We start from the raw sequence: 2232 nt of genomic DNA on the forward strand, positions 1-2232 counted from the left end.
CACTCAACGCAAGCCCGGGACCAGGGGATTCACCCCGATTCCGAAACGCTGGGCGGTCGAGCGGACCTACGGCTGGCTCATGCTCCATCGCCGCCTGGCCCGCGACTACGAGACCCTCCCCGCCCGCTCCGAAGCCATGATCCACATCGCCATGGCCGACCTCATGACCCGCCGCCTCACCAGCGAGAACACCACCTCCTGGCGCGACCCGACACCGCAGACCAAACAGCAGATTCCGGGATGAAACAACGGGAGAAAACGACCTCTTAACTTGTTCTTTAACCTTGGGCCGGGTCCCTGCCGTTTGGCCCGCTCGCGGGCCGGTGGCAGAGTGAGCCGGATGATCGGACGCCTGTACACCGTTGTCATCGACTGTCCCGACCCGGATGAGCTTGCTGGTTTCTACGAGAAGCTGCTGTCGCTCTCGCGGCAGGCGGACACCGGCGACTTTGTCGTGCTCCAGAACGCGGCGGGGGCCCCGGTGGTTGCCTTTCAGCGGGTAGACGACTTTTGCGCGCCGCAGTGGAAGGATTCCGCACGTCCTCAGCAAATGCACATCGACGTGATGGTCGCGGACCTCGATACGGCTGAGGCTCAGGTGCTCGCCCTCGGTGCGACGCTGCTAGATGGTTCGGACAAGCCGATCGGTTACCGCGTCTACGAGGACCCCGTCGGCCATCCCTTCTGCCTGATCACTCCCGAGGGAGCCTGACCTTGCCCTTTAGGGTCCGGCGTCGAAAATGACTCGAACTGGGTCGCTCACCTGGGTGTTCGCCGGACGCTGAGGCGGCCTTCGTCTGATCATGTGCTCCGACCAAGGACACACGTGACCACGACGAAGGCCGTGAAGGTGAGTTTGCTGCCTGATCATGCTCCGGGGGAAGCGTTCGCGAAAGCGTCACGCTTCCGGGAGGACTTATTCGACTGCCTGACCGCGCGCGGGGACGAACTGTTCGACCTCACCGACGCGTTGCTGTGCGCGGACGGACCGGTGACGACACCGGTCGACCTGACGCTGGTGGCCGAGCACCGGCGTGGGCACGGCGCGATGTACGACGCGCTGACCAGCGGAAACGTGGACGCGCCCCGGCTGCGACAGGTGCTGGCCGGCCTGCCCATGCCGCAGGCCGCCGACGGCCGCCTGGTCCTCGCCGTCGACATCAGCAACTGGCTCCGCCCCGACGCCTCCACCAGCGCGGACCGCCTGTTCTGCCACGTCTACGGCCGCAGCGGACGGTCCTCGGACCAGTTCATACCCGGCTGGCCGTACTCGTTCGTCGCCGCCCTGGAGGCGGGCCGGACGTCCTGGTGCCAGCTCCTGGACGCCGTGCGTCTCGGGCCGGACGACGACGTCGCCGAGCTCACTGCCGCCCAGGTACGCCGGGTGGTCACGGACCTGATCGAGATGGGCCGCTGGCACTCCGGCGACCGCGACATCCTCATCGTCTTCGACGCCGGCTACGACGCCCCGCGCATGGCCCACCTCCTCAACGGCCTCCCGGTCGAGGTGCTGGGACGGATGCGCTCCGACCGCGTCATGCGACGGCCGACCCCCTCGCTCAAGGAGTACGCCCTGGCCTATCCCCAGGGCGGGCGACCGCCGAAGCACGGCAAGGAGTTCCGCTTCGCCAAGCCGGAGACCTGGGGCGAGCCGGACGCGGCGACGGTGCAGGTCACCGACCAGTACGGCACCGCCCGCGCGATGGCCTGGGACCGCATCCACCCCCGCCTGACCACCCGCTCCGCCTGGATCGACCACACCGGTGAACTCCCCGTCATCGAGGGCACGCTGATCCGCCTCCAGGTCGACCGCCTGCCCAGCGGCGGAGACCCGCTGCCTCTCTGGCTGTGGTCGTCGGCCACCGGTCTGAGTGGCGAGGACGTCGACGTCCGCTGGCAGGCGTTCCTGCGCAGGTTCGACATCGAGCACACCTTCCGGCTGATGAAGCAGACCCTCGGCTGGACCCGCCCGAAACTCCGCACCCCCGAGGCCGGAGACCGCTGGACGTGGCTGATCATCGCCGCCCCTGGGAGAAACCAGCCGATCCCGCACGGCTCACCCCGGCCCGCGTCCGCCGAGGGTTTCGGAACCTCCGCCCGCACCTGCAGAGGCTGTCGCACGGCTTCTGCCCGGGGAAGGTCAAGAGCGATTCGTTGTTCGGTTCCAGGGATCAGGGAGACGCCGGACTCTTGGCTGGTGGGGCGGAACTTCTTGTCGGGCGACCGTGAACG

Annotated in this window: 2 protein-coding genes and 1 pseudogene; all 3 read left to right on the forward strand. The window is 68.0% G+C overall.

Going from position 1 to position 2232, the window contains the following annotated elements; all coding sequences use genetic code 11:
• A partial coding sequence (locus tag ACFPIH_RS56170) for a transposase (RefSeq protein WP_381188080.1) occupies window positions 1–244 on the forward strand: 244 nt, incomplete at its 5' end.
• A 96-nt stretch (window positions 245–340) separates the two neighbouring features.
• Window positions 341–712, forward strand: coding sequence for a VOC family protein (locus ACFPIH_RS56175; protein WP_381188083.1), 372 nt, complete (start codon window positions 341–343; stop codon window positions 710–712).
• A gap of 138 nt (window positions 713–850) precedes the next feature.
• A pseudogene (locus ACFPIH_RS56180) lies at window positions 851–2229 on the forward strand (NF041680 family putative transposase).
• Window positions 2230–2232: the final 3 nt, after the last annotated feature.

Origin of the sequence: Streptomyces vulcanius (assembly GCF_042653945.1) — a bacterium.
GTDB lineage: Bacteria > Actinomycetota > Actinomycetes > Streptomycetales > Streptomycetaceae > Streptomyces > Streptomyces mangrovi.

Bases quoted from the DNA above. Each gene is read 5' to 3' on its own strand.
- ACFPIH_RS56175 (WP_381188083.1), top strand. From the start codon at position 341: ATGATCGGACGCCTGTACACCGTTGTCATCGACTGTCCCGACCCGGAT.